The sequence below is a fragment of the Nocardioides malaquae genome (genome assembly GCF_015070385.1).
Lineage (GTDB): Bacteria > Actinomycetota > Actinomycetes > Propionibacteriales > Nocardioidaceae > Nocardioides > Nocardioides malaquae.
This window is the reverse complement of the sequence record NZ_JADCSA010000007.1, coordinates 188,594-215,414: the sequence shown is the minus strand read 5'-3', so window position 1 is coordinate 215,414 and position 26,821 is coordinate 188,594. Positions and strand designations below refer to the sequence as shown.

The 26,821-nt window shown below is 71.3% G+C and carries 22 protein-coding genes; 15 read left to right on the top strand and 7 right to left on the bottom strand.

Annotated features, from left to right (window positions below; all coding sequences use genetic code 11):
* Positions 1–573 precede the first annotated feature (573 nt).
* Positions 574–1,482, top strand: a complete 909-nt coding sequence (locus IEQ44_RS09435) for an SPFH domain-containing protein (RefSeq protein WP_193638197.1) — start codon at positions 574–576, stop codon at positions 1,480–1,482.
* 12 nt (positions 1,483–1,494) lie between these two features.
* On the opposite strand, the gene IEQ44_RS09430 is transcribed toward IEQ44_RS09435, so the two are convergent.
* Complete coding sequence (locus IEQ44_RS09430) at positions 1,495–4,005, bottom strand: amino acid adenylation domain-containing protein (protein WP_193638196.1); 2,511 nt, start codon at positions 4,003–4,005, stop codon at positions 1,495–1,497.
* Between the two features lie 436 nt (positions 4,006–4,441).
* Here IEQ44_RS09430 and IEQ44_RS09425 point away from each other — a divergent pair, with 436 nt between their 5' ends.
* From IEQ44_RS09425 to pstB, 13 genes are all read left to right on the top strand, one after another.
* Complete coding sequence (locus IEQ44_RS09425) at positions 4,442–4,645, top strand: cold-shock protein (RefSeq protein WP_028650227.1); 204 nt, start codon at positions 4,442–4,444, stop codon at positions 4,643–4,645.
* A gap of 265 nt (positions 4,646–4,910) precedes the next feature.
* Positions 4,911–5,075: a hypothetical protein gene (locus tag IEQ44_RS09420; protein WP_193638220.1), complete on the top strand. Its 165-nt coding sequence runs from the start codon at positions 4,911–4,913 to the stop codon at positions 5,073–5,075.
* A 110-nt stretch (positions 5,076–5,185) separates the two neighbouring features.
* Positions 5,186–5,467, top strand: coding sequence for a metal-sensitive transcriptional regulator (locus tag IEQ44_RS09415; protein WP_193638195.1), 282 nt, complete (start codon positions 5,186–5,188; stop codon positions 5,465–5,467).
* A gap of 68 nt (positions 5,468–5,535) precedes the next feature.
* The gene (locus IEQ44_RS09410) at positions 5,536–5,757 is read left to right on the top strand and encodes a heavy-metal-associated domain-containing protein (protein ID WP_193638194.1); all 222 of its coding nucleotides are present in this window, start codon (positions 5,536–5,538) and stop codon (positions 5,755–5,757) included.
* Between the two features lie 2 nt (positions 5,758–5,759).
* Positions 5,760–5,978, top strand: a complete 219-nt coding sequence (locus IEQ44_RS09405; RefSeq protein ID WP_227487184.1) for a hypothetical protein — start codon at positions 5,760–5,762, stop codon at positions 5,976–5,978.
* Positions 5,959–8,181: a heavy metal translocating P-type ATPase gene (locus IEQ44_RS09400; RefSeq protein ID WP_193638193.1), complete on the top strand. Its 2,223-nt coding sequence runs from the start codon at positions 5,959–5,961 to the stop codon at positions 8,179–8,181. The genes IEQ44_RS09405 and IEQ44_RS09400 overlap by 20 nt, the downstream gene beginning before the upstream one ends.
* A gap of 21 nt (positions 8,182–8,202) precedes the next feature.
* A complete protein-coding gene (locus IEQ44_RS09395) occupies positions 8,203–9,096 on the top strand; it encodes an ABC transporter ATP-binding protein (RefSeq protein ID WP_193638192.1) in 894 nt (297 codons plus the stop codon).
* Positions 9,093–10,679 carry an ABC transporter permease gene (locus IEQ44_RS09390; protein ID WP_193638191.1) on the top strand — a complete coding sequence of 529 codons (1,587 nt, stop codon included), beginning with the start codon at positions 9,093–9,095 and terminating at the stop codon, positions 10,677–10,679. The genes IEQ44_RS09395 and IEQ44_RS09390 overlap by 4 nt, the downstream gene beginning before the upstream one ends.
* A 25-nt stretch (positions 10,680–10,704) precedes the next feature.
* Positions 10,705–11,601: an NUDIX hydrolase gene (locus IEQ44_RS09385; RefSeq protein WP_193638190.1), complete on the top strand. Its 897-nt coding sequence runs from the start codon at positions 10,705–10,707 to the stop codon at positions 11,599–11,601.
* Positions 11,602–11,719: 118 nt separating this feature from the next.
* Positions 11,720–12,814: a phosphate ABC transporter substrate-binding protein PstS gene (gene pstS, locus IEQ44_RS09380; protein WP_193638189.1), complete on the top strand. Its 1,095-nt coding sequence runs from the start codon at positions 11,720–11,722 to the stop codon at positions 12,812–12,814.
* Between the two features lie 103 nt (positions 12,815–12,917).
* The gene (pstC, locus tag IEQ44_RS09375) at positions 12,918–13,865 is read left to right on the top strand and encodes a phosphate ABC transporter permease subunit PstC (protein WP_193638188.1); all 948 of its coding nucleotides are present in this window, start codon (positions 12,918–12,920) and stop codon (positions 13,863–13,865) included.
* A 1-nt stretch (position 13,866) separates the two neighbouring features.
* Positions 13,867–14,991 (top strand): phosphate ABC transporter permease PstA, encoded by a 1,125-nt coding sequence (gene pstA / locus IEQ44_RS09370; protein ID WP_193638187.1) that lies wholly within the window; start codon positions 13,867–13,869, stop codon positions 14,989–14,991.
* Between the two features lie 25 nt (positions 14,992–15,016).
* Positions 15,017–15,796, top strand: a complete 780-nt coding sequence (gene pstB, locus IEQ44_RS09365) for a phosphate ABC transporter ATP-binding protein PstB (RefSeq protein ID WP_193638186.1) — start codon at positions 15,017–15,019, stop codon at positions 15,794–15,796.
* Between the two features lie 5 nt (positions 15,797–15,801).
* Here pstB and IEQ44_RS09360 read toward each other — a convergent pair whose 3' ends face one another.
* From IEQ44_RS09360 to dtd, 5 genes are all read right to left on the bottom strand, one after another.
* A complete protein-coding gene (locus IEQ44_RS09360; protein WP_193638185.1) occupies positions 15,802–20,997 on the bottom strand; it encodes an Ig-like domain repeat protein in 5,196 nt (1,731 codons plus the stop codon).
* A gap of 173 nt (positions 20,998–21,170) precedes the next feature.
* Positions 21,171–22,166: an inorganic phosphate transporter gene (locus IEQ44_RS09355; RefSeq protein ID WP_193638184.1), complete on the bottom strand. Its 996-nt coding sequence runs from the start codon at positions 22,164–22,166 to the stop codon at positions 21,171–21,173.
* Between the two features lie 4 nt (positions 22,167–22,170).
* Positions 22,171–22,788 carry a DUF47 domain-containing protein gene (locus tag IEQ44_RS09350; protein WP_193638183.1) on the bottom strand — a complete coding sequence of 206 codons (618 nt, stop codon included), beginning with the start codon at positions 22,786–22,788 and terminating at the stop codon, positions 22,171–22,173.
* 109 nt (positions 22,789–22,897) lie between these two features.
* Positions 22,898–25,063 (bottom strand): RNA degradosome polyphosphate kinase, encoded by a 2,166-nt coding sequence (locus tag IEQ44_RS09345; RefSeq protein ID WP_193638182.1) that lies wholly within the window; start codon positions 25,061–25,063, stop codon positions 22,898–22,900.
* A 37-nt stretch (positions 25,064–25,100) separates the two neighbouring features.
* Entirely contained in the window at positions 25,101–25,526 is a 426-nt protein-coding gene (gene dtd / locus IEQ44_RS09340; RefSeq protein ID WP_193638181.1) for a D-aminoacyl-tRNA deacylase, read from the bottom strand.
* A gap of 67 nt (positions 25,527–25,593) precedes the next feature.
* Here dtd and IEQ44_RS09335 point away from each other — a divergent pair, with 67 nt between their 5' ends.
* Positions 25,594–26,448: a beta-keto acid cleavage family enzyme gene (locus tag IEQ44_RS09335; RefSeq protein ID WP_193638180.1), complete on the top strand. Its 855-nt coding sequence runs from the start codon at positions 25,594–25,596 to the stop codon at positions 26,446–26,448.
* On the opposite strand, the gene IEQ44_RS09330 is transcribed toward IEQ44_RS09335, so the two are convergent.
* A complete protein-coding gene (locus IEQ44_RS09330) occupies positions 26,442–26,804 on the bottom strand; it encodes a DsrE family protein (RefSeq protein WP_193638179.1) in 363 nt (120 codons plus the stop codon). The genes IEQ44_RS09335 and IEQ44_RS09330 overlap by 7 nt on opposite strands.
* Between the last annotated feature and the right edge of the window lie 17 nt (positions 26,805–26,821).

Genomic DNA, 26,821 nt, shown 5'->3' with positions numbered 1-26,821 from the left:
TGTGGGATTCGCCTGGCAGCTGATCTTGCAGCGCTGAGTCCCCACGGCCTTGACGGCCAATAGGAGCATCAGTTTTGCGCACGAACTGCCTTCAGTCTCAGCAGCGGGACACGTTCCAGATCCCGCCAGCCCCGTTCCGAAGCGAGCAAGGTGCGTTCTGGCTCTGACCTGCGTGAATGAACCTCATGCATGTGTTATCGCAGGTCAGGATTAAAGAGTAGAACCCCCAGAGGCCCAAGGCCCCGCGCGGCGGGACCTCTGGGGCGAGCCTACTGTCGTTGGAGCTGACCCGTCGCCGAGGGGCCAGCGCTGCGGACGTTCGTACCCGCGCTCCGGGAATCCCCGCTGAGGGGTCACAGCCCGCCGTGAACTTCCGCCGCAGTGGCCCGGTGCCAGGGACTGGGGTCAGCGTGCGGAGGAGGTGCAATGCTGACGAACATCGTTGCTGGTGTGACTTCGGCAGGTGCCGGCGGGGGCTCCAGAGCGTACGAGGGCGGGTGGACCCGTGACCGCCGCGCCGTCAGGCGCCGATAGGGTCACCCGGGCCCGACCGTCGTCCCTGAAGGGAAACCCGTGTTCACGTTCCTCCTCGCCGTCACGTTGCTGCTCGTCGCCGTGGCGATGTTCGTCGCCGGTCAGGGGCAGGGTCGCAAGCTGGCCGTGCTTCCCCTCATCGCCTCTGTCGTGCTGCTGGCGCTGGCCTGCACCACGATCATCCAGGCCAAGAACGTGGGCGTGCTGACCACCTTCGGCAAGCCGACCCGGTCCCTGCCGGCCGGCCTGCACGTCAAGGCGCCGTGGCAGAAGGTGACGGAGCTCGACGGCACCAAGATCACCAACAAGTACCAGGGCGACGAGCGCATCGAGGTGCGCATCGGCGACGGCACCACCGCGATGGTCGAGACCGCGATCCGCTGGTCGATCGTCGCCGAGAAGGCCGACGAGATCTACGCCGACTACCGCAGCGACGACGTCAACACCAACGTGCGCGAGGCGCTGGTCGAGACCGTCTTCAAGAACGCGATCAACGCCGTCTTCGGCGGCTACAACCCGACCGCCGAGCTGGTCACCGTCGACCCCAACTCCGACAAGCGACTCAACTTCGTGCCTGACTACGACGGCCTGGCCGCGGAGGTCACCGAGTCGATGAAGGAGCGGGTCGCCGCGTCGGGTGGCTACGTGAAGATCGAGTTCGTCACGATCTCGGGCATCAGCCTCTCGCCGGAGACGCAGAAGAAGATCAACGAGTTCCAGGCCGAGGTCGCCCGCACGCAGGTGGCGCTGCAGGCCGAGCGCACCAACCGCGCCCAGGCGGCGGCCAACAAGGCGTTGTCGGACTCGGTCAGCAACAACCCCAACGTGCTGGTCTCGCGCTGCCTCGACACGCTGCAGGCGATGGTCGAGTCGCAGCAGTCGGTGCCGGCGGGCTTCACCTGCTGGCCCGGCGGCGGCGCCAACCTGGTGCTGCCCGGCAACCGCTGAGGTCCGGCCGGCTCAGATCTTCGGCTTCTCCGGCAGCTCGCGTCGGCGGATCTCCCGCAGGGCCTCCTGCGACCCCTCGCGCCACGCCTCGACGGCCTCAGCGACGGCGGCGGCCTGCTCCTCACGCTGGGCGACGAGGGCCTGCCACTGCGGGGTGTCGGTGACCTGGCAGGTCAGCACGCAGGCACCGGCCGCGTCGGCGGCGGCGCGCACGGTGCCGGCGTGCACCGCGAGGGCGTCGGCGAGGGCAGTGATCTCCTCGGCGACCTCGGCGGGCGTGCCGAGGGTGACCACGCGCGTACGCAGCCCGTCGCGCGCGTCGGCGGCCTCGGTCAGAGTGGTGAGGGTCGCGCTGCCCGGACCACCGGGCACGGGCGGGGTGCTGGCGCTGAGGTAGCCGGCGAGGTTCTCGTCGAGCGTCTCGAAGTCGGCGAGCACGGCGTCGATCTCCTCGCGCGCGCCCCGGACGGCCTCGAGGTCCTCCTCCTTGGCGGTACGCGCTCCCTCGGTGGCGTCCTGCCACTCCTGCCAGGCGGTCGCTGCGGCGCTGACCATGGTGTCGGCCGCGGCGAGTCCGGCGGTGACCTCGGCCTGCGCGTCGTCGGGCAGGTCGGTGGCCTCGCGCTCGACCCGGGTGCGGATCGGCTCCCACTCGTTGAGGGTGGCCGGCTTGAGGCGGGTGAGGCGGCTCAGCGCGTCGGCCACCTTCCGGTGCACGTCGATGCCGGCGGTGTCGACGTCCGAACCGCTGAGGCTGTCGATGGCGGCCCCCAGCTCCGTGGCGGCGTTGCGGGACGCGCGGCCCACCTGGCGCAGGTCGGCGACGACCTCGGCGGAGGCGAGGCGGTTGGCGGCCCGGCGCGTACGCTGCCGCGCGCTGCGGCTGGCCTCCTCGCCGACCATCGTGTCGATGCTGCCCACGACGTCGGTGGCGGGGAGGTCCTCGGTGCTGCCGCCGGCAGCGACGATGTCGCCCTCGACGCCCTCGAGCGACTCCAGTCCGTTGCGCAGGTCGCTGCGGGCGGCTCCCCAGACGGTGAAGTCGCGCTCGGCCAGTCCGGCCAGCTGGGCCCCGGCGCGGGCCACGTCCAGCTCGGCGTCGACCGCGCGGCGCACCGACGCGCTCAGTGACGAGGTGTGTCCGTCGGCCGCGTCCCTGCTCTCCTCGAGCAGCGTGGTGGCACCGGCGAGGTCGTCGGCCGCCGCGGCCACGTCGTCGAGCGACTCCGCCGTCTGCAGCTGGGAGGAGGCGGAGACGAAGGAGCCGTGCGCGTCGGCGAACGAGTCGCGGATCGGACCGTCCTGGCTGCGCTGCCACCAGACCCACCCGCCTGCCGCGAGGGCCAGGACGAGCACGAGCACCAGCAGGACGATCCAGCCACGGCCGCGGCGTCGCTCCTCCTCCGCCGGCGCCAGGTCGACCGGGGCGGTCGTGGTCACGACAGCGGTCTCGCTGGTTGCGGGGGAGACGCGCGTGGTGTCGACCGGCGTGGCGACCTGGGTGGCCTCGACCGCCGGGGTGGCGACCCGGGTGGCGTCGACCGCGGGCGTGGCGACCTGGGTGGCCTCGACGGGGGAGTCACCCCGGGCAGCAGCCTCGGCCGCTGCGATCGGGGAGAGGGCCACGGCGACGGTGGCGTCCGTGGAGTCGGCGGCGTCGGAGGCGGGCTCGTCATCCATCTGGATCGCGGGCCGCTCTGCGGTCGACTCGACCTCCGGCTCGCCCTCGGGCTCGGGCTCTGCCTCGTCCTCGGGCTCGGGCTCGGGCTCTGCCTCGGTCTCGGGGGCCGCCCTGTCCTCTGCCTCATCGTCGGCCTCTGGCTCAGTGCTGGCCTCAGACTGCTCATCGGCCTCCGGCTCAGGGTCGACCTCCGGCTCAGGGTCGACCTCCGGCTCAGCGTCGACCTCCGGCTCAGCGTCGACCTCCGGCTCAGCCTCGAGGTCGGCTTCGGAGATCGGAGCGATGACGGGCTCGACGACTCGCACCTCCTGCGTCGGCGTCCCCGCGCTCAGGTCGGCCTGACCGTTGCCGAGCTCGTTGAGTTCGTCGACCTCCGCTGCCTCGTCGGCGGGTTCGTCCTGCTCCGCCGGTTCGTCCTGATCCACACGGGCGTCCTCCTCTGCCGGGTCGTCCTGCTCGGCGGGGGGCTGGTCGCCCCACGCCATGGCGGCCAGGGCGGCCGGCACGACCAGGTCGGGGTCGATGCCGGAGGGTCCGGCCTCGGTGGCCTCGGTGGCCTCGGCGGCCTCCGCCTCCTCGGCGCCGGGCTCCACGTCCGGAGCGGCCGGCGCGTCCAGGTCCTCGGGGCGGGAGAGCAGGGACCCGGTGAGGCGCGGCTGTGCGTCGGGAGTGGTGCTCGCGCCGGGGCGTACGCGCGCGGGCTTGAAGAGGCCGGTGTCCCACAGGTTCGCGGGGATGGCGAGCCGCGGAGTGGTCTCCTCCGTCGCGTCGCCGTCCGCGTGGGCTGGAGCCTCCGCGGGGGTGGTGTCGTCGTCGCCGGTCCCGCCGGTGTGCGTCGTCATGGGTCTTCCCCTGTTCGTGCTGGTGTCCCCTTGGTGACGGTGGCGGAGGCTCCGCCTGCGACCCGTGTCCGGGCGCGATGTCGGCACCGATCATCGCAGGGTCGACCCGCGCGCGAGGAGAGACTCCACGGTGTGGGTCGCGTGGCCTCCTTCACGTGGGGTGCGTGCGGACGCAACCGGACCTCACCCGGGCGTAACGCAAAGTTCACGCAGCGAGTTGAGATTGTCCCGTGGGGGGACTGGTGCGCGGGCCGGAAGTTGGTAGTGTCCCGACTGCAACAGGTGCAGTTCCAGCAGGTAGACGCCCGCGGAGTTCGTGATCCAACGGCGTTCCCTTCTTCGGACTCTTGTCAGAAGTCGGAGCGACGTGTCACCGCATCTGGTGCGGGCCCGTCGAAGTGGCGGGCTCTCGCCCCGACTAAGGAGTACAAGAGCAATGGCTCAGGGCACCGTGAAGTGGTTCAACGCCGAAAAGGGTTTCGGTTTCATCGCGCAGGAAGACGGCGGCGACGACGTCTTCGTGCACTACTCGGCCATCCAGTCGCAGGGCTACAAGTCCCTCGACGAGAACCAGAAGGTTGAGTTCGACGTCACCCAGGGCCCGAAGGGCCCGCAGGCGGAGAACGTTCGCCCCCTCTGATCCGAGTCCGCCGGACGCACCTGTCCGGAGCTTCGGTCACCGAGGCCCCACCCACCGGGTGGGGCCTCGGTGCATTTTGCCGAGGGGGTCAAGACCCCGCGTGGGTGGTCGAGGGCATGCCCCGGTTGGGGGAGATTTCGCGATTCGCCAGTTTCTGCACCCCCTCCGGGGGCACTCTTGGAGGCAAGGACGCGGTGGTCATCCGGACCGATGAGATGACCTCAGCAGCCGCGTCGGCAACGGGTCGTGACCGTGAGGAGGTCAGGTGTTGTTCGATCCCTTCGACGTGACGCTCGAAGACGGCGATCTGTTGGGTGAGGTGGAGTTGACCACCACCTTGATCGTCGCTGCGAGCGAGTCGGATGCCAAGCTCAGTCTCGACGAGATCGACCGCCTCCTGGGCGTCGTCCCGATCCCCCGGCAGCGCTGACGCCCGATTCGAAGCCCGTTTCCGAGAACCCCCGTCCCACGGACGGGGGTTTCGGCGTTCCTGCCCTGCCCCCCTTGAACCTGATACCCCCTGGGGGTATACATGGAGGTATGGCTCACGGCTACCTCGGCGACAAGGCCGCCCACCTCGCCCGTCTGAAGCGGATCGAGGGGCAGGTCCGCGGCCTGCACCGCATGGTCGACGAGGAGAATTACTGCATCGACGTGCTCACCCAGGTCTCCGCGGTCACCAAGGCGTTGGAGTCGGTGAGCCTCGCCCTGCTCGCCGAGCACATGGAGCACTGCGTCGTCGAGGCCGCCCGCGCCGGCGACGAGCAGGCGGGCGTCAAGATCGACGAGGTGATGGCGGCGATCGCCCGCCTCGTCAAGTAGCCCCGGCGGCGCCCTTGGCGCGCCCCGACAGTTCCCTACCGCACCCGTCCACCATCAAGGAGCACCCCATGACGACCGACCACCAGTCCCACACCGAGACCTTCACCGTCACCGGCATGACCTGCGGCCACTGCGTGGCGTCGGTGACCGAGGAGGTCAGCGAGGTGCCCGGCGTGACCGACGTCGACGTCGTGCTCGAGTCCGGGCAGCTGACCGTCACCTCCACCGACCCCGTGGACCGTCCCGCCGTTGTGGCCGCGGTCGCGGAGGCCGGCTACCAGGTGGTCTGAGAGTGACTCCCGGGGTGACCGCCTCGCCGTGGTGGGAGCGTACGCCCGTGCGCCTGGCCGCCTTCGCCCTCGCGGTGGCGGTGGTCTTCGCCCTGGCCTACGCGCTCGGCGCGGCCTACGGACCCGACGAGACACCTCCCGAGGCGCCCGCCCCCAGCCACTCCACGCAGCCACACGCCCAGCCACACGTAGAGGGAAGCGATGACCAGCCCCACGACTGAGCTCGAGCTCGAGATCTCGGGGATGACCTGCGCCTCGTGCGCCCACCGCATCGAGCGCAAGCTCAACAAGCTCGAGGGGGTGAGCGCCAGCGTCAACTACGCCACGGAGAAGGCGTCGGTGAGCCACGCCCCGGAGGTCGACGTGGAGACGCTGCTGGCCACCGTCGAGGCCGCCGGCTACTCCGCCACGTTGCCCCAGCCGCCGCGCAAGGAGCGCGACGCCGAGACGGGGCAGACCGGCCGCGTCGAGCGCGGCGAGGTCGAGCTCGAGGCGCTGCGCCAGCGGCTGGTCGTCTCCGCGCTGCTGAGCCTGCCGGTGATCGTGCTGGCGATGGTGCCGGCGTGGCAGTTCACCCACTGGCAGTGGGCCTCCCTCACCCTGGCCGCCCCTGTCGTGGTCTGGGGCGCCTGGCCCTTCCACCGGGCTGCCTGGACCAACCTGCGCCACGGCGCGGCCACGATGGACACCCTCGTCTCGATGGGGGTGCTGGCTGCCTTCGGCTGGTCGCTCTACGCGCTCTTCCTCGGTTCGGCGGGGGAGCCCGGCATGACCCATGCCTTCGAGCTCACCATCGAGCGCGGTGACCCCTCCATGAACGTCTACCTCGAGGTGGCGGCGGGCGTCACCACCTTCCTGCTGCTCGGCCGGTGGTTCGAGAAGCGGGCCAAGCGTCGGTCGGGTGCCGCCCTGCGGGCGTTGCTGGAGCTGGGCGCCAAGGACGTACGCGTGGTGCGCGGCGGCGTCGAGGTCACGGTTCCGGTGGAGGAGCTGCGCGTCGGCGACGAGTTCGTGGTGCTGCCCGGCGAGAAGGTCGCCACCGACGGAGTGGTCGTCGACGGCACCTCCGCGATCGACACCTCGACCGTGACCGGCGAGTCGGTGCCGCGCGAGGTGGGTCCGGGCGCCGAGGTGGTGGGGGCGACCGTCAACGCCCACGGGCGTCTGCTGGTGCGGGCCACCCGGGTCGGTGCCGACACCCAGCTGGCACAGATGGCGCGCCTGGTCGAGGAGGCGCAGTCGGGCAAGGCCGAGGTGCAGCGTCTGGCCGACCGGGTCTCGGGTGTCTTCGTGCCGGCGGTCCTGCTGCTCGCGGCCGGCACGCTCGGCTGGTGGCTCGGCACGGACGCGGGCGTCGGACCGGCCTTCACCGCCGCAGTGGCCGTGCTGATCGTCGCCTGCCCCTGCGCCCTGGGCCTGGCCACCCCGACCGCGCTGCTGGTCGGCACCGGACGGGGGGCGCAGATGGGCATCCTCATCAAGGGGCCCGAGGTGCTGGAGTCGACCCGGCGGGTCGACACGGTGCTGCTCGACAAGACCGGCACCGTCACCACCGGCGTGATGTCGCTGGTCGACGTGGTGCCGGCCGACGGTGTCGAGGCAGCCCACCTCCAGCGGCTCGCCGCGGCGGTGGAGGCGGGTTCGGAGCACCCGATCGCCCGGGCCGTGGTCGAGGCGACTCCCCAGCGTCCGGTGGCCTCCGGCATCGCGGCGTTGCCCGGTCTCGGGGCCCGAGGCGTGGTCGACGGCACCGAGGTGACGGTGGGTCGTCCCTCGCTCTTCGAGACGGTGCCCCCCGAGGTCGCCGACGCGGTGGCCGCGGCGCAGGCCCAGGGGCGTACGCCCGTGGTCGCCGGCTGGGAGGGCGTCGCCCGCGGTGTGCTCGTCGTCTCCGACACCCTCAAGCCGTCGGCGGTGGAGGGAGTGCAGCAGCTGCGTCGCCTCGGGCTGACTCCCATGCTGGTCACCGGCGACAACGAGGGGGCGGCGCGCGCGGTGGCCGCCGAGGTCGGCATCGACGAGGTGGTCGCCGGGGTGCTGCCGGCGGGCAAGGTCGACGTCGTGACCCGGCTGCAGTCCGAGGGCCGGGTGGTGGCGATGGTCGGCGACGGAGTCAACGACGCTCCCGCCCTGGCGCAGGCCGACCTGGGGCTGGCGATGGGCGCCGGCACCGACGTGGCGATCGAGGCCAGCGACCTCACCCTGGTGCGTGACGACCTGGCCGCCGCCGCCGACGCCGTGCGGCTCTCGCGACGCACCCTGGCGACGATCAGGGGCAACCTGTTCTGGGCGTTCGCCTACAACGTGGCGGCGCTGCCGCTCGCGGCGGCCGGGCTGCTCAACCCCATGCTGGCGGGCGCGGCGATGGCCTTCTCGAGCGTCTTCGTGGTCACCAACTCGCTGCGGTTGAGGCGCTTTCGCTGAGAGCAGTGCCAGAGTGGACCCATGACGGCGGTCGAGCTCTCCGGAATCGTCAAGACCTTCGGGAAGGTCCGCGCCCTCGACGACTTCGACCTGCAGGTCGAGACCGGCGAGGTCCACGGCTTCCTGGGCCCCAACGGCGCCGGCAAGTCCACCGCGATGCGGGTGCTGCTCGGCATGCTGCGCATCGACTCCGGCACTGCGCGCCTCCTCGGCGGCGACCCGTGGAGCCAGGCCGCTGACCTGCACCGACGTCTCGCCTACGTCCCGGGGGAGGTCGCCCTGTGGCCCAACCTCACCGGCGGCGAGGTGATCGACCTGCTGGGCCGGATGCGAGGCGGGCTCGACGAGAAGCGCCGCGACGAGCTCGTCGAACGCTTCGAGCTCGACCCCACCCGCAAGGCCCGCGCCTACTCCAAGGGCAACCGGCAGAAGGTCGCGCTGGTCGCGGCACTGGCGGCCGACGTCGAGCTCTACCTCTTCGACGAGCCCACCGCCGGGCTCGACCCGCTCAAGGAGGCCGAGTTCCAGGAGTGCGTCCACGAGCTGCGCAGCGAGGGCGCCACCGTGCTCCTCTCGAGCCACATCCTGGCCGAGGTGGAGGCGCTCGCCGACCGGGTCACGATCATCCGCGAGGGCCGCGCGGTGCAGTCCGGCACGCTCGCCGCGTTGCGCAGCCACACGCGTACGACCGTGGTCGCCGAGACCGTGCGGCCCGCCGCCGAGCTGGCCGCGCTGCCCGGTGTGCACCACCTGCAGGCCACCGACGGTCGGGTGCGGATGGAGGTCGACAGCAGCGACCTCGACCGGGTGCTGAGCGGGCTGGCCGACCTGGGCGTCGTGGCCCTGCAGGCCCACCCGCCGACGTTGGAGGAGCTCTTCCTGCGTGAGTACGGCGACGAGGTCGCGCCGTCGTGAGCGGCCCGGTCGCCGGCACGTGGCCGCTGGTGCGGCTGCTGCTGCGCCGTGACCGGTTTCGGCTGCCGGTCTGGCTGCTCGCCATCACCGCGGTCACGGGGGCCTCGGCCAACGCGGTGGTCGGGTTCTACGACACCCCGGTGAAGCGGGCCGGCTATGCCGCGACCGTCGAGGACAGCGCGGTCTCCCGCCTCTTCGGGGGCATCCCGCGTGACGCCGACACGATGGGCGGGATCATCTCGATCGAGGTGACCGCGGTGGCGGCGGTGGCGGCCGCCTTCATGGTGATCTTCCTGGTGGTGCGCCACACCCGCGGCGAGGAGGAGTCGGGCCGTGCGGAGCTGCTGCGTGCCACGGTCGTGGGTCGTCACGCGGCGCTGGCGGCGACGGTGCTGGTGGCTGTCGGCGCCTCGGTGGTGCTGGGCATGCTGTTGGCCGCGATCCTGCTGACCGCCGGGGTCGCGGTCTCCGCGGCGGTGCTCTTCGGCGCCGGCATGGTCGGCACGGGCCTGGTCTTCACCGCCGTCGGCGCGGTGGCCGCGCAGGTCGCGGGGCGGGCCCGCCGGGCGGTGGGACTGGCGTCCGCGGTGGTGCTGGTGGCCTTCCTGGTGCGCGGCTACGGCGCGATCGACGAGACGTGGTGGACGTGGGCCTCGCCGTTCGGGTGGCAGGACGAGCTGCGCCCCTTCGGCGACGAGGCCAGGTGGTGGCCGTTGGCGATCCCGGTGGCCACCGCCGGCGTGGTGGGGGTGGTGGCGGCCTGGCTGGCGGCCCACCGCGACTTCGGGGCCGGGTTGGTGGGGGAGCGGCCCGGGCCGGCGCGGGCGTCGGCGTCGCTGGGCACCGTCGTCGGGGTGGCGTGGCGCCAGCAGCGGGGTCTGTGGCTGGGGTGGGTGGTCGCCCTGGTGGTGCTGGGGGCGACCTTCGGCGGCATGAGTCGTGAGGTGCGCACGATGATCGCCTCCAACCCCGAGGTCGCGCAGGTGGTGCTCGGTGACATCGACGACGTGGTGCTCGGCTACCTCGCCTACGTCATCAACTTCCTGGGCGTCGTGGTCGGGGCGTACGCCGTGGTCTCGGCGCTGCGGATGCGTCACGAGGAGGTGGGCGGTCAGGCGGAGTCGGTGCTCGCCGTGGGGGTGTCGCGGCGGCGGTGGTTCCTGGGATGGCTCATGGTCACGTGGGCCACGACCGTGGCGTTGCTGACGATCGTGGGCGTGGCGACTGGGGTGACCCACGGCCTGGTGGAGGACGAGCCCGGGAGGGTCGGCGACCTCGTCGGCGCCACCCTCGGCACCGCACCGTCGGCGCTGCTGCTGGCCTCGGTGGTGGTGCTCCTGCACGGGTGGGTGCCCCGGTGGACGGCGTGGGCGTGGCTCCCGGTCGCGTGGGCGGGCATCCAGGCCTACCTGGGCGACCTGCTCGACTTCCCGGAGTGGGTGCGGGGACTGTCGCCCTACCGCCACCTGGCGCTGCCCCCGGCGGAGGAGTTCGCCTGGGCGCCGGCGCTGGTGCAGCTGGCCCTGGCCGTCGCCCTGTGCGGCCTGGGTCTGGTCGGCTGGCTGCGTCGCGACCTGCGCTGACCGCTCGGGCTGACACACTGACGTCATGGCCGACGTCGACCTCGCCACGAGCAACTACCTGCCGGACGTCATCGCGGCCGGGGCGGTCGTCACCCGCCGCTCACCGGCGACCGGGGAGCGTCAGGTCCTGCTGGTGCACCGTCCCCGCTACGACGACTGGTCCTTCCCGAAGGGCAAGGTCGACCCCGGCGAGCACGTCACGGCGTGCGCCGTGCGTGAGGTCGCCGAGGAGACCGGCGTACGCGTCCGGTTGGGCGCGCCGCTGCTCGACCAGCGTTACCGGGTGGCCGGCGACCGGATGAAGACGGTGCACTACTGGATGGCCCGGGTGGTGGGCGACGACGACGTGTCGCGCTACGCGGCGAACAAGGAGATCGACGTCGTGGAGTGGGTGGACTGGTCGCGCGCGGCCGGCCGCATCACCTACCGCCGTGACCGCGAGGTGCTCGACGACGCGTGGCAGCACCGGCGCGCCACCAAGCCGGTCGTGGTGGTGCGCCACGGCGCCGCACTGGCCCGCAAGCGGTGGGAGGGCGACGACCGCCGGCGTCCGCTCACGCCCGAGGGCCGCGGCCAGGCCGCCGCACTGGCGCCGGTGCTGGGGGCGTACGGGATCACCGACCTGGTCTCGTCGAGCTCGACCCGCTGCGTCGAGACGCTGCAGCCGTACGCCGACAGCAGCGGCCGCGCGCTGCGTACGACCGCCGCGTTGAGCGAGGAGGACGCGACGCCCGCCGGGGTGGCCGAGGTGGTCGCGTCGGTCGCGGGTCGGCGGGCCGCGCTCTGCAGCCACCGGCCGGTGCTGCCGGACGTGCTCGCAGCTCTCGGGGTTGCTCCGACGGCCCTGGAGCCCGGAGGGTTCGTGGTGGTGCACCGACGCCGGAATGAGACCTGGGCCACAGAAACTTACCCGGCTCCCTGAGGGTTTTCCACAACGCTGCTCCGCTGTTCACCGGGCGTTCACCCGACGCGGGCCGACCGGTCACCTCGGTCTCCCACGATCGTCTCGACAACGTAGAGAGATCCAGGAGAAAACCGAAGTGAAGACCGCTTCCCTGCGCCGTGGGATCGTCCCCGGCATCGCCGTGCTCGCCCTTGCTCTGTCCGCCTGCTCCGCCGGCAACGAGGACGGCGGCTCCGCCGAGTCCGGCGACCTCGCCGGCACCCTCAACGGCGGTGGCGCCAGCTCGCAGGAGGCCGCCCAGAGCGCCTGGCGTGCGGGCTTCCAGGAGGCCAACTCCGACGTCACCGTCAACTACGACCCCACCGGGTCGGGCGGCGGCCGTGAGAACTTCGTCTCCGGCGGCTTCGCCTTCGCCGGCTCCGACTCCTACCTCGACAACGACGAGGGCGAGCTGGACGCCGCCACCGAGCAGTGCGCGGCCGACCCGATCGAGATCCCCAACTACGTCTCGCCGATCGCGGTGATCTTCAACGTCGAGGGTGTCGACGAGCTCAACCTGACCCCCGAGGTCATCGCGGGCATCTTCGCCGACAAGATCAAGAAGTGGAACGACCCGGCCATCGCCGAGACGAACCCCGACGCCGATCTGCCCGACGCCACCATCACCGCGGTGCACCGCTCCGACGAGTCGGGCACCACCGGCAACTTCACCCACTACCTCTCGGTCGTGGCCGGCGACGCCTGGACCCACGGCGAGATCGAGGAGTGGCCGATCAAGGCCGGCGAGGGCGCCAACGGCACCTCGGGCGTGGTCTCCGCCGTCACCAACGGCTCCAACACCATCGGCTACGCCGACGCCTCGCAGGCCGGCGAGCTCGGCACCGTCAACGTCAAGGTGGGTGACGACTTCGTCGGTCCGACCGCCGAGGCCGCCGCGAAGATCCTCGAGGTCTCGCCCCGCGTGGAGGGTCGCGCCGACTCCAGCCTCACCTTCGACCTCGACTACGAGACCGACGAGGCCGACACCTACCCGATCGTGCTGACCTCCTACCTGATGGCCTGCCCGACCTACGAGGACGCCGAGACCGCCGACCTGGTCAAGGGCTACCTCAGCTACATCATCAGCGACGAGGGTCAGCAGAAGGCCGCCGAGACCGCCGGCTCGGCCCCGCTCGCCGACTCCCTGGCCGAAGAGGCCCGCGACCTGGTCGAGGGCATCAAGGCGCGCTGACCCACGTGCAGCACCACCGGACGACCCCAGGGGACCTCGTCCCGGCCCACCGGCCGGCGACGGGGTCCCCACGGGGCCGTCCGGACGAGAAAGAAGGACAGCAGTGACCACCTCCACCACGCCGGAGGTCACCGGCCAGGCTCCCACCGGAGCCCGGCGCAAGGGTGACCTCGTCTTCGCCTCCCTGGCGCGGGCCGCAGGCGTCCTCATCGTGCTCGCCCTCGCCGGCGTGGCCGTCTTCCTCACCCTGGAAGGCGTCCCCGCGGTCACGGCACCGGCTGAGCGCATCGGCGCCGACAACATCGTCGTCTACGTCTGGCCGCTGCTCTTCGGCACGCTGCTGGCCGCCACCCTGGCGATCGCCGTCGCCGCCCCGCTGAGCATCGCGCTGGCGCTGGTCATCTCCCACTACGCACCGCGCCGGCTCGCGAAGCCGATCGGCTACCTGATCGACCTGCTCGCCGCCGTGCCGTCGGTCGTCTACGGACTGTGGGGCATCGAGTTCTTCGGCCCCCGCCTCGCGCCCGCCTACGCCTGGCTCGGCGAGCACCTCTCCTGGCTGCCGTTCTTCGAGGGCCCGGCGACCTCGACCGGCCGCACGATCCTCACCGCGGCGCTGGTGCTGGCCATCATGGCGCTGCCGATCATCACCGCGATCTGCCGCGAGATCTTCGCCCAGACTCCGGTCCTGCACCAGGAAGCCGCCCTGGCGCTGGGTGCCACCCGCTGGGAGATGATCCGGATGACCGTCTTCCCCTACGGCCGCTCCGGCATCGTCTCAGCCGTCATGCTCGGCCTCGGGCGCGCGCTGGGCGAGACCATGGCGGTCGCCATGGTGCTCTCCGCGACCGGCGTGGTCACCGTCAACCTGATCTCCTCGGTCAACCCCTCCACGATCGCGGCCAACATCGCGCTGAGCTTCCCCGAGGCCTCCGGCATCAAGGTCAACGTGCTGATCTTCTCCGGCCTGGTGCTCTTCCTGGTCACCTTCGCCGTCAACTTCCTCGGCCGCTGGATCGCGGCGCGGGGCCGCGTGGAAGGAGGGCGCTGACATGTCCGCCACCTCGACCTCGAACCCCACGTCCACCCCGGGGGCGACCCCGCCGGGCCGCGAGCCCGGCGCGACGCCGGCGGCACGCGTACGCCCGCCCCTGTCGCGCCCGCAGCTGCCGCGTTGGGCCCCTGCCCTGGTGGCCGTCGGCGCCCTCGCCGTGGGTGCGCTGCTCGCGATCGTGCTCTCCTGGGGGCCGGTGGCCTCCGCCCTGGTCGCCGCGGTGGTCTTCCACGTGGTGATGCCGGTGTGGTCCCACGCCGTGGAGGGTCCGCGTCGCGCCAAGGACCGGGTCGCCGCCCACGTGGTGTGGACGGCCTTCGCGCTGGCGATGTTCCCGCTCGTCACGCTGCTGTGGCAAGTGCTCTCCAACGGGCTCCCGGTGCTGTCGGCGGAGTTCTTCACCTACTCGATGCGCAACGTCGTCGGTGAGGGCGGCGGGATCTACCACGCCATCATGGGCACGCTCATCATCACGATGTGGGCGACGGTGATCTCGGTGCCGATCGGGGTGCTCGCCGCGATCCACCTCGTCGAGTACGGTCAGGGGTCGCGCCTGGCGAAGTGGATCACCTTCCTCGTCGACGTGATGACCGGCATCCCGTCCATCGTCGCGGGCCTCTTCGCCTACGCCCTCTTCGTGATGATCTTCGGCCCGGGCGTACGCATGGGCATCGGCGGCGCGGTCGCGCTGTCGGTGCTGATGATCCCGGTGGTCGTGCGCTCGACCGAGGAGATGCTCAAGCTCGTGCCCGACGAGCTGCGGGAGGCGTCGTACGCCCTCGGCGTGCCGAAGTGGCGCACCGTCACGAAGGTGGTGCTGCCGACCGCGATGGCCGGCATCGTCACCGGCGTGACCCTGGCGATCGCCCGGGTCGCCGGCGAGACCGCGCCGCTGCTGATCATTGCCGGCGCCACCGACTCGGTGAACTTCAACGCCTTCAGCGAGCGGATGGCGACCCTGCCGGTCTTCATCTACTACAGCTACATGCAGCCCGGCGTGCCGGCGCACTTCGGCCAGGAGCGCGCCTGGGGCGCGGCCCTGGTGCTCATCGCCATCGTGATGGGCCTCAACCTGATCGCCCGCGCGGTCGGCAAGTACTTCGCACCCAAGACCGGTCGCTGACCAGCGACCCAGAGAGAGACACACCATGGCTTCCAGCATCGACGTCAGCGACCTGAACATCTACTACGGCGACTTCCTCGCCGTCGAGGGCGTCAACATGACCATCAAGGCACGGTCGGTCACCGCCTTCATCGGGCCCTCGGGCTGCGGCAAGTCGACGATGCTGCGCACCCTGAACCGGATGCACGAGGTGATCCCCGGTGCGCGCGTCGAGGGCAAGGTCGTCGTCGACGGCCAGGACCTCTACGACGACTCGGTCGACCCGGTGCAGGTGCGCCGTCAGATCGGGATGGTCTTCCAGCGGCCCAACCCGTTTCCGACGATGTCGATCTACGAGAACGTGGTCGCCGGCAACCGGCTCAACGCCAAGCGGATGAAGAAGTCGGAGGCCGACGACATCGTCGAGAAGTCGCTGCGCGGCGCCAACCTCTGGAACGAGGTCAAGGACCGCCTCGACAAGCCCGGCATGGGGCTCTCCGGTGGGCAGCAGCAGCGCCTCTGCATCGCCCGGGCGATCGCGGTGGAGCCCGAGGTGCTGCTGATGGACGAGCCGTGCTCCGCGCTCGACCCGATCTCGACGGCCGCCATCGAGGACCTGATCCTCGAGCTCAAGTCGGACTACACGATCGTGATCGTCACCCACAACATGCAGCAGGCCGCCCGGGTCTCCGACGAGACCGGCTTCTTCAACCTCAAGGCCGCCGGTGAGCCGGGCCACCTGGTCGAGTTCAACTCCACCCAGCAGATGTTCGCCAACCCCGACCAGCCGTCGACGGAGGCCTACATCTCAGGTCGCTTCGGCTGAGCGCGTCAGCGGCGCACGATCCTGACCTTCTTCTTCGTGGTCGACTTCTTCACCGTCGAGGATCCGGAGTAGGTCACCTTCAGGGTGTGGCGACCGACCTTGAGCGGCTTCAGCTTCAGCGTCAGGCGTCCCTCCTTCAGGGTGCCCTTGCCGACGACCCGCTTGCCGACCCGCACCTGCACGGTGCCGGTGGGCGTGGTGTCGGAGGCGGTCACCCGGACCTTCACCTTGACCCGCACCTTGCGCTTGCCCTTCGCCCGCACCTTCTTCGGCACGGTCAGCGCGACCTTTGAGGCGACGGGTCCGCTCGGCGGCGTGACCACCGGCGGCTCCGGGGCGGCGATCACCACGCCTGCGGAGGTGACCTGTGCCGGTGCGTGGCCGGCCAGGGTGCCGGTGGTGAGCACCGTGATCGTGTGGCCGGCGTCGGCCTCGACGACCACGTAGGTCTCGCCGGTCTGACCGGCGAGGGGTACGCCGTCGCGCAGCCACTGGCGGGTGACCCGCACTCCCGCCCGGTCCCAGGTCAGCGCCGGGGCCCGCAGCGTCGCGCCGACGGCCGTGCCGCCGGTGGGGGCGGCGTTGCCGGAGGGCACCGGGGCGGCGCCGGGCAGCACCAGCACGGAGGCGCTGGTGGAGGTGGCCTCGGCATGTCCGGGCTGGGTGCCGGTGTAGCGCAGGCTGATCCGCGACCCCGCGTCGGAGGCGACCACCACGTAGGTCGAGCCCGTGTGTCCCGGGATCGGCACGCCGTCGCGCAGCCACACGTGGGTGGTCTGCACACCTGAGCGGTTCCACGAGGGGGCGACGGCCCGCAGGGTCTCACCGACCCGCGGGGTGCCCTCGACGACCGGTCGGCTCTGCGCGACGGGCGCGTCGCCCGGGGCGATGCTGAGGCCCGCCGACTCGGCGGTGCCCTCCGCGTGGCCCGCTCGGGTGCCGCGCACCCGGGCCGAGACGGTGCGACCGAGGTCGGCGGCCCCCGGGGTGTAGGAGAAACCGGTGGCGCCGGCGACCGGGGTGCCGTCGCGCAGCCACTGGACCGCGGTCACGACCCCGGTCAGGCTCCACGTCGGGGTGGCGACGTGGAGCGTGCCACCGACCTTCGCCGTGCCGGTGAGGGAGGGGCGGGTCAGCACGCTGGGCGCGTCACCGACGCGCACCGTCACCCCGGCGGAGGTCGCCGTGGCGGAGTCGTGCCCGGCCTTCGAGCCGCTGAAGCGCACCGAGAGGGTGCGGTCCAGGTCGGCGGCCGTCGGGACGTACGTCACTGCGGTGGCGCCGGCGATCGGGGTGCCGTCGCGCAGCCACTGCCGCGAGTCGACCACCCCGGGCTGGTCCCAGGTCGGCGCGGTCACGGTGAGCGTACGCCCGACCCGCGGGTCGCCGGTGACGACCGGGTTCGTGCGCACCCGCGGCGCGTCGCCGAGGGTCACGGTGACGGCGTTGCTGGTCACCACGGTGGGGCGTCGGGCCACCAGGGTGCCGGTGACGCGCAGGCTCACCGCCGACCGGACGTCGTCGGGCGTGAGCGTGTAGGTGGTGCCGGTCGCCCCGGAGATGGGCTGGGTGCCGCGCATCCACTGCAGGGTCGTGACGACGCCGGCGCGGTCCCACGCGACGGGGGTGGAGACCAGCGTGGTGCCGACCCGGCCCGGGCCGCTGACGGTGGGCAGCCCGAGGGCCACCGGCCCGGCGCCGGGCTGGCCGACGACCTCGTTGCTCGTGGAGCTGCCGAAGCCGAACTCTGCCGAGTCGCCGGTGGCGACCACGGTCAGGGTGTGGTGCACGTCCTCCTCGCTGACGACGTAGGTCGACGCGGTCGCGGCCTCGATCGGCTCGCCGTCACGCATCCACTGGAAGGTGGTGCGTACGCCCGGGTGGTCCCAGACGGGTGCGGTGACGGTGAGCTCCTCGCCGAGCACGCCGGCGCCGGTGACCCGGGTCGCGACCGTGGCGGTGGGCGGCCCACCGATCGTGTAGGTCTGCCAGCCGCTGCCGCCGATCACCTTGCTGGCGGAGTCGAGCGCCTCGACCCGCCACTCGTAGGTGGCGCCCACGACGATCGCGGTCGGCGCCCACGAGGTCGCGGCGGTGGTCGTCGTGGTGACCGAGGTGGTGCCGACGCGGCGCAGGTGCACCTTGTGGCGCGACGTGCCCTCGACGGCGTCCCACGACAGCGCCAGCGCCCGCGGGCCCACCGTGGCGGCGTCTGCCGGGGTCAGGGGAGTGGGGTGCTCGGCGGCCACGAAGAAGCGCTCCGGGGTGCTCCAGTCACCCGTACGACCGGAGGACTCGATGCGGCGCACGCGCCAGACGTACGCGTTGTCCGACGGGGTCAGAGCGGGCTCGGCGATGCCGTTGGTCCAGGCCGGGCGCTTGCTGCTGCGCGTCTTCACGACCAGGTTGGCGTTGGAGAAGTTGGTGTCCTCGTTGGCCGCGACCTGGATCTCGTAGGCACTCGCGTAGGGCATCGCCTTCCACCGGAACGGCACCGTGCGGTTGACCGTCGCGCCGGCGAGCGGCGAGAGCAGCTCGGGAGCGGGGCTGGTCTTGGTGAAGGCGCGCGACTCCGACCAGCCAAGCTTGTTGCCCGCACCGTCGACCGGCTGGACCCGCCAGTGCAGCGGCCCCTCGGGATAGGTGGTCGTCGCGGAGGTGTAGGTCGTCTGGTCGACCGTCACGTGCTCCAGGGTGGAGCCGAACTGGGGGTCGGTGGAGACCTGCAGCTCGTAGGACATCGCCTCCTGCGAGCTGGTCTCGCTCGTCTCGGAGTAGGTGGTGGCGAGGTTGGTCTCCAGGTAGTCCTTCCAGTCGAAGGTCACCGTGGTGCCGGTGGTCGTCGTCCCGTCCGTCGGGGCGAGCAGCTCCACGCGCGGCGAGGTCTTGCGGAAGGCGTGGTCGGCCGGGTTGACCGTCGAGCGCGGGTCGGGGCCGCACTTCGTGGGCGTCTTGCAGGGCTGGATGAACCAGTGGTAGGCCGTCGAGGCCTGGCTGTCGGGCAGGGCTCCACCGACGTAGGTGGGGCGGGGCGTCCACCGGGTGTTGGTGGTGCTCACGTCAGGGGCCACCAGTCCGGTGGTGAAGTCGGCGTCGCGGGAGACGTGGACCCGGTAGAAGGAGGCGTGGGGCACCGAGTCCCAGTCGAGCACGGGAGTGGTCGGCGTGCTGTCGCACCAGTTGCGGGCGCCGTCGCGCAGCGACTTGGCGCAGACGTCGCCCTCGTCGAGGGCCAGGCCGCTCAGCGCGATGCGCTGGCCGGTGACCGCCTCGAGCGGCCGGACGGTGAAGGTGGCCTCGGGGCCGCGCCCGAGGAAGGTGCCCTCTGAGTCGTAGGCCGAGACCCGCCACACGTAGTTGCCCTCGGCGAGGAAGTAGTCCGAGGTGTCGGTGGCCGCCGGGAACTCCCACTTGGTGGAGAGCACGGGGGCGGTGGCGGTGCTGAGCCAGACCTCGGCGTCGGACTTGCGCACCTCGACGCGGTAGTGGACGGGCAACGGCTCGTTGTTGCGGTCGCGGGTCGTCGAGGGGTGCGGGCTCCAGCTCAGGGAGGGAGCGTCGTAGGTCGCGGGCTTCACCTCCGGGACGAGACGGGGGCCGTTACCGGCCTCCTCGCTGGCGAGGGTGAAGGTGCGGCGGAAGGTGGCGGAGACCCGGCCGAAGGCGTCCTTCGCGGTGAGCGCGTAGGTGTAGCTGCCGTCGTCGAGCTTCGCCGGGGTGTAGGAGGTGGAGCGGGTGGTGGCCGAGTGCACGGTGCGGTTGGACGCGTCGGTGAAGCTGATCGTGTAGGTGGCGGCGTTGTCCACCGCGTCCCAGCTCACGGTCGGCGTGGCGACGGTGGCTGCGGGCGCGGGGGTGCGGACGGTGAAGGCGCTCGAGTCGCGGTAGGTGAAGCGCTGACTCGCGGAGAAGATGCCCTCCACGCCGTCGCGGTCATAGGGCTTGTCGTAGGCCCGGACCTTCCAGTGGTAGACCTCGCCCTCCGAGCCCGGCATGCACCCGTCCCCGCTTTCGCCGGGCGTGTAGGTCGTGCCGACGACCAGGCACTTCTTCGTCACCGGGGAGGGGTCGGTGAAGTTGGGGTCGGTGCTGAGCCACAGCTGGTAGTGCGAGGCGTTGCGCACCGGGGTCCACTGGAAGTAGAGGTCGTCGCCTGCGTGCGTGGTCGTTCCCGAGGAGTCGAACGGGTGCACCAGGGTGGGGGTGTCGCGCCAGACCCGGTCGAACTCGTAGTGGTCCTCGTCGGCCAACCGCACCCACGGCGAGGGGTTGTTGTTGGCGTCGACCGCGCGCACCCGCCAGTAGTACTGGTCGTTGCCGAAGGTCGTACGCGGGGAGAAGCGGGTGCCGAGGATCGCGGCCGGGATGCCGGACTCGGGGCTGGAGAAGTCGTGGTCGTCGTCGACCTCGAGCTCGTAGTGCTTCGCGCCGGCCACGGGCTCCCATTCGAGCACGACGTCGGTGACGTCCTCGTCGTTGCTGGGGCCGACGACCACGGGGGCCGGGAGCGCGAACACCTGGTAGGTGTGGACCTCGGCGGAGAAGTCGCTGAACACGCCGCTGGCGAAGGTTGCGCGGACCCTCCAGTGGTAGGTCTCCTGCGGGTTCTGGTTGGCTGGCACGACCATCGACGTCGACGTCGTGGTGTAGGTCAGCGGGTCGATGAAGTTGGGCTCGGTGTCGATCTCGACGGTGTAGGACTGTGCGCCGGTCAGCGGGGTCCAGGCCAGCAACGGCGGCTCGTCGGGCTGGGTGAGCTCGCTCTCGTCGGCGGGGGAGACCAGGCTCGGTCCGGGCGCGGTCACCACCGTGAACGACGTCTGGCTCCACGGGCTCCACGTGTTGCGGGCGTCCTTGGCGCGGACCCGGACGTGCTGGGTGCCGCTGCGCATCGGGCTGGTCGGCACCGTGATGGTGTTGACCGTGGTGCTGCGCCACTCGGGCGAGGCGAAGCTCGCCTGGTCGTCGACCTGCACCTCGTAGCCGGTGGCTCCCACGGAGGCCTCCCAGGCCAGCTGCGGCAGGGCGGTCACGGGGTCCGCCGGCGCGATGAGCACCGGGGCCTCGACGGTCGAGGCGGTCGCCGGGGTGGGCTGCAGGGTGGCGGCCGCGACGGCCGCGGCGACACCGGCCAGGCCCCACCTGCGCAGCGTCGGGAGTGACGCCTGCGCGCGGGCGCGCGACGGGACGGACGTGGACATGGGGCCCCCTGCAGACAAACCGGCAACAACGTCCCCACGCTAGGCGTGACTGACCGGGCATGACCCGAAAACGGAGGCTCAGTAGCCCGAACGGGCCATGCCTTCGACCCGCTCGTCGGGAAATGGCGGGAGCCCCAGCCAGATGACCGGGGCTCCCGTACGTCTGTGCCTGCTCAGGGCAGGAAGGGCGACAGGATCCAGTAGGAGACGGCAGCGACCAGCGCCGCCATCGGGAAGGTCAGGACCCAGGCCCACACGATCGTCTTGGCGACGCCCCATCGCACGGCGGAGAGGCGCTTCGTGGCGCCCACACCCATCACGGCGGAGGTGATCGTGTGGGTCGTGGAGATCGGGGCCTCCCAGACGTACGCGGTCGTGTAGAGCACGCCGGCGGCGACCGACTCGGCGGCGAAACCGCGCGGCGGGTCAAGGTGGATGATGCGACGGCCGAGCGTGCGCATGATGCGCCAACCGCCGGCCCACGTGCCGAGCGAGATCGCGGCGGCGGCCGAGAAGATCACCCACAGCGGCAGGTCGGCGTCAGCGCTCACGAACGAGCCGGCGAGCAGCGCCAGGAAGATGACACCCATCGTCTTCTGGGCGTCTTGCAGGCCGTGGCCGAGCGCCATCGCGGCGGCCGAGACGGTCTGGGCGATCTTGAAGTTGCGGTTGGCCCGCGCCGGGTTGGCCCGGCGGAAGATCCACATGATCGACAGCATCACGATGAATCCGAGCGAGAAGGCGACGAGCGGCGAGACCAGCATCGGGATGACGACCTTGTTGAGCACCGTCGTCCAGTTGACGAAGACGCTGGCGGCCAGCGCGGCGCCGACGAGGCCACCGATCAGGGCGTGCGACGAGGAGGAGGGCAGGCCGAAGTACCAGGTGATCATGTTCCAGGCGATGGCCCCGATGAGGCCGGCCATCACGATGGTCAGCGCATGCGCACCCGTGCCCGGGTCGATGGTGTCGGAGACGGTCTGGGCGACCTTCTGCCCGAGGAACGCTCCGACGAAGTTCATGACGGCGGCCATGCCGAGCGCCACCCGGGGGGTGAGCGCGCGCGTCGACACCGAGGTGGCGATGGCGTTGGCTGCGTCGTGGAAACCGTTGGTGTAGTCGAAGATCAGGGCAACGACGACGACCGCGATGACGATCGCGAGTTCCATCGGGTCAGGACTCCTTGACCGCGATCTGCTCCACCGTGTTGGCGATCTTCTCGAAGCAGTCGATGGCTCCCTCGAGCGAGGTCACGATGTCCTTGAGCTTGAGCACGTCCATCGGCTCGTACTTGCCGGAGAAGAGGCTGGCCAGGATGCGGCGGAACGACTTGTCGCCCTGGTTCTCGAGACGGTTGATCTCGATCCAGTACTCCGACAGGTCGGCCATCGACTTCAGGCGCGGCATGGCCTCGACGGTCAGCTCGGCGCAGCGCTGGATGACCTCGACCTGGTTGGAGAGCTCGCTCGGCAGCACCGAGGGCTCGTAGAGCAGGATCAGGTCGACGGCCTCGTCCATCATGTCCATGATGTCGTCGAGGCCGGAGGCGAGGTCGTAGATGTCCTCGCGGTCGAAGGGCGTCACGAAGGTCGAGTTGACCTGCTTGATGATCGCGTGCGTGGTCTCGTCGGCGGCGTGCTCGGCGTCGCGCATGCGCGAGGCCACGGTCTCCCGGTCGGCGCCGTCGGCGAGCATCTCGGCGAGGAGGCCGGCACCCGTGAGGATGTGGCCGGCGGACTGTGTGAAGAGTTCGTAGAACGAGGCGTCGACGGGACGGAACTTCAAACCCACGGATAACTCCTGATGAGGAGGACGAGAACGTTCGTCATGCTACGGGTAACGCACGTCGCCGACGCAACTCAGGGGCGCCCCCTGTCGACGCCTGACGTCGGCCTCGACGTCAGCGCCGGCGTCGCTGACGCTCGATCAGGGCCTGCTGGAGATGCGCCTCACCCCGGCGGCGGGTCCACGACCCGTCGGAGGCGAGGTGCCAGGCGTCCGTCGTGGGCGCGAACGCGAGGTCAAGCAGCTCACCCACCCGCTCGGTGAGCGGACCGTCGGGCAGGCGTACGAGCACCTCGACGCGGCGGTCGAGGTTGCGGTGCATGATGTCGGCCGACCCGATCCAGGCCGTCGGCTCCCCGCCGTTGGCGAAGGCGTAGACACGGCTGTGCTCAAGGAAGCGACCGAGCACCGAGCGCACCTCGATGGTCTCCGAGAGCCCCTCGACCCCGGGCCGCAGGGCGCAGATGCCGCGCACCAGCAGCTGGACCTCGACCCCGGCCTGGGAGGCCAGGTAGAGCGCGTCGATCACGGCCTCGTCGACCACCGAGTTGGCCTTCAGCCGGATCCGGGCCGGGCGACCGGCCCGGTGGTGTGCGATCTCGGCGTGGATCGCCTCCACCAGTCCCGAACGCACGGTGTCAGGGGCGACCAGCAGGCGGTCGTAGTGGGGGTTGCGGCCGATGCCGGAGAGCTGGTTGAAGAGGTGGGCGACGTCCTCGCCCACGACGTCGTCGCAGGTGAGCATGCCCAGGTCTTCGTAGAGCCGGGCCGTCTTGGGGTTGTAGTTGCCGGTGCCGATGTGGGTGTAGCGGCGGATGCCGTCCGGCTCCTCGCGCACCACCATCGAGAGCTTGCAGTGGGTCTTGAGCCCGACGACGCCGTGCACGACGTGGCAGCCGGCCTGCTCCAGCTTGCGGGCCCACCGGATGTTGGCCTGCTCGTCGAAGCGCGCCTTGATCTCCACGATCACCAGCACCTGCTTGCCGGCCTCGGCCGCGTCGATCAGGGCGTCGATGATGGGGGAGTCGCCGGAGGTCCGGTAGAGCGTCTGCTTGATCGCGAGCACGTGTGGGTCGGCGGCCGCCTGCTCGATGAAGCGCTGCACCGAGGTCGCGAACGAGTCGTAGGGGTGGTGCAGCAGCACGTTGCCGTGACGGCGTACGGCGTCGAAGACGTCGACCGGCGACGACGACTCGACCTCCGCCAGCTGCGGGTGCGTCGTCGGCACGAAGGTCGGGTAGAGCAGGTCGTCGCGCGGCAGGTCGGCGATGCCGTGCAGCCCCCGCAGGTCGAGCGGCCCGGGCAGACGGAAGACCTCGTCGCGGTCGATGTCGAGCTCGGAGACGAGCAGCTCGAACATCCGCGGCTCCATCGTCTCCTCGACCTCGAGGCGCACCGGCGGGCCGAAGCGGCGGCGCAGCAGCTCCTTCTCCAGGGCCTTGAGGAGGTTCTCGGCGTCGTCCTCCTCGACCTCCAGGTCTTCGTTGCGCGTGACCCGGAAGGTGTGGGTGGCGACGATCTCCATGCCCGGGAAGAGTCGCTTCAGGTGGGCGGAGATCACGTCCTCCAGCGGCACGAACCGCTGGTTGCCCAGGGAGACCAGACGCGCGAACGTCTGGGGCACCTTGACCCGGGCGAAGTGCTCGGTACCGGTCTTGGGGTGGCGCACGATCACGGCCAGGTTGAGGGAGAGGCCGGAGATGTAGGGGAACGGGTGGGCCGGGTCGACGGCCAGCGGCGTGAGCACGGGGAAGACCCGGTCCTTGAAGAACTTCTTGCAGTACTTCTGCTCGTCGCGGTCGAGGTCGTCCCACCGGACCACCTCGATGCCCTCGGCGCTGAGGTCCGGCACCAGCTGGTCGCGGAAGACCTCGGCCTGCCGGCGCATCAGCTCGCCGCTGCGCGCCAGGATCGCCTGCAGCACTTCGCGCGGCAGCATCCCGGAGGCGGCGCGCACGGCGACCCCGGCAGCGATCCGTCGCTTCAGGCCGGCCACGCGCACCATGAAGAACTCGTCGAGGTTGGAGGTGAAGATCGCCAGGAAGCGCGCCCGCTCCAGCAGCGGCAGCTCCGGGTCCTCGGCCAGCTCGAGCACGCGCTGGTTGAAGTGCAGCCAGCTCAGCTCGCGGTCGGCGAACCGGTCGGCGTACGCCTCCACGGCGGCGAGTGCGTCGTGGTCCGGCACGTAGGGCGGGTCGACGTCGAAGGTCTCCGGGGCGTGCCCGAAGGGTTCGCCCTCCAGGGGGCCGTCGTCGAGGGAGGCACCGGTCTTGAGCGACATGTCAGCCAGTGTGGCACCACCGGGTGAACGGCGGGAGTCACTTCTCCAGCAGCAGGGTGATCGGACCGTCGTTGACCGAGCTGACCGCCATGTCGGCGCCGAAGACCCCGCGCTCGACGTGGGTGCCGAGCCGTGCGAGCTCGTCGCAGACCGCGTCGTAGAGCGGTTCGCTGACCTGGCCGGGGGCGGCCGCGCCCCAGCTGGGTCGACGGCCCTTGACGGCGTCGCCGTAGAGGGTGAACTGGCTGACGACCAGCACGGAGGCGCCGACGTCGGCGACCGACTGCTCGTCGCGCAGGAGCCGCAGGTCGCGGATCTTGCGCGCCATCCAGGCGACCTCGTCGGCGCCGTCGGTGTGGGTGACGCCCAGGTAGACGAGCAGGCCGGGCTCACTGAGCGAGCCGACGATCTCGCCGTCGACGGCGACAGAGGCGGAAAGTACGCGCTGGAGGACGGCTCGCACGAAAGATTCTCCTGTTCTCGAGGGCGGGAACGCTTGGGGTGCCGCCGTCACTCTGTCACGATGAGGCATGGCCGCCCCGCTCCTGATCACCGTCGCGCCCACCGGCGCGGAGACCGCGAAGTCCGACTGCCCCGCCCTGCCGACGACCCTCGACGAGCTGGTCGCCACCGCGCAGGAGTGCGAGGCGGCAGGGGCCGCGATGGTCCACGTGCACGTCCGCGACGCCGACCACCGGCCCACCCTCGACCAGGGCGTGCTCACCGAGACCGTCGCCGCGCTGCGGGAGAGCACCGACCTGGTGGTCCAGCTCTCCACCGGTGGCTCGGTGCACGACCCCCTCGCCGAGCGGATGAAGGTGCTCGATGCCGCGCCCGACATGGTCAGCCTGACCATGGGCACGACCAACTTCGGCGACGACGTCTTCATGAACCCGTGGCCGTTCGTCGTCGACCTCCACCGCGCGGCTCGTGAGCGGGGCATCGTGCCCGAGTTCGAGCTCTTCGACCTCGGTCAGGTGCATGCCCTGCGGCGCCTGCTCGACCGCGAGGGGTTGCCGGCCGGCGGACGGGTGCACGTCGACCTGGTGATGGGCGTGCCCGGTGGCATGGATGGCACCACCTCGGCGCTGGTCGCCGCGGTCGCTGACCTGCCCGCCGAGGTCACCTCCTGGTCGGCCACCGGCATCGGCCGCTCGACGCTGCCGGTGATGCTCGCGTCGCTCTCGGCCGGCGGCCACCTGCGGGTCGGCATGGAGGACACCTTGACCTTCGCCCCCGGTGAGCCGGTCACCTCCAACGCCCAGCTCGTACGCCGTGCGGTCGCCGCGGGTGCGCTGGCGCACCGCCCACCCATGTCACCCGCGCAGGCGCGACAGGCCCTGGGCGTCGACGCCGCGCGGGCGGCTCGACAGGGCGGTCAGTAGACGAGGGCCTGGACGCCGTCGCCCAGGACCTCCTCGGCGAAGCCGGCGGCGCCCGCGATGCGTACGCCCTGCACGAGGTCGGCCTCCACGATGCCGCGCCGCGCCGCGCACTGCGAGCAGACGGTGAGGCGACCGGCGCCGACCACGGCGTCACGCAGCTGGGCCAGCGGGGTGGCGAGGTCGAGCTCGAACTCCTCCGCGCGCCCGGGCAGCCCCAGCCACGCCGCCTCACCGGTCAGCCAGAGCGACACCTCCGCCCCCATGGCGACGGCCGCGGAGGCGACCGTGAAGGCCTGGTTGAGGCGCTCGGGGTCCTCCGAGCCGCAGGTGACCTTGATGACGAGTGGGCGAGCCATGGGTCAAGACTAGACTC